1 pseudogene is annotated in these 998 nt (G+C 60.3%); it reads right to left on the reverse strand.

Going from position 1 to position 998, the window contains the following annotated elements:
• A pseudogene (locus tag WBR68_RS31345) lies at positions 1-998 on the reverse strand (VirB4 family type IV secretion/conjugal transfer ATPase); the annotation flags it as partial.

Here is a 998-nt window from a genome sequence, read left to right on the forward strand (position 1 = left end):
GTCGCCTCTTGGGCGAGCTTGAGGTAGTGGGGCAGCCAGAGGGCGGGGTCGTCACCATGCTTGGCAACTGCCGCTTCGGCGATTTCGGCCAGGTCTTCGGATCCGGAGAACACCAGCAGCGCCTCGGGACATGAGGCGAGGTCCAGTTCGGCCGTGACGGCAGACTCGTTTTGCTTGACGACGAACTGGCGGCTGAACGGCGGCAGATCCTTGACCATCTTGAAGACAGCGGGGGACAGCTTGAATCCGTCGACGTAGTCCTCTGCAGTGGCCTTGGGATTCTCGAGAAACATGGCGGTCGCAGACTGCTGAATAAGCGAGCGACCAACAGGGTTCTCCAGGATCGCAGCGGGCTCCTGCGTCGCGAAGACCAGGACGCCGTTTTTCTTGCGGACCGTGCGGCTGGCGTCCTGCATCGACGCCTGGAAGTACGGCACTTTCAGAGGGTGCTGAACTTCGTCAAAGAAAAGGGCGATTCGGCGCCCGTCCATCATCTGGTCCGTTCGATAAAGCAAGTACGTTATTGCCGCGTCACGGACGGGGCCTTGTTCGAGGAACTCCGTCAAGTCAAAGCCAAAGAGGTTGTTCGCCGCCAAGTCCAGTTCGTCTTTGGGGTTATCGAACAACCAGCCATACTCGCCACCCGCGCACCAGCGTTTGAGGCGCTCTCTCAGGCTCAGTTGACCTTCAGGTGCCGGCGCGGCGGGCAGAAAATTAACCAGGTTGGACAGGCATCGATCCTCCAGGTCGATGTGCTGCACAAGCTGGTTGACGGCCATGGCGATTTGCTTCTGCTCGGAGGGACTGGCCGCCTCGTCCCCGTTTGCCCCCAACAGCTTCGTCATGCTGGCCATGAACGCGACGTTTGAAGCGGTGTCAGGCAGTTGCAGGTAGTTCCAGCCGGTTTTCACGCCCAGGCGCAGCGGGAAATACTTGCCGCCCATCGCCATGACGGTCACCTGCATGCCGCGATCCTTGTCGAACACGATGCCCGTGTA

The organism is Achromobacter sp. JD-1 (assembly GCF_038594925.1).
Lineage (GTDB): Bacteria > Pseudomonadota > Gammaproteobacteria > Burkholderiales > Burkholderiaceae_B > Achromobacter > Achromobacter spanius_C.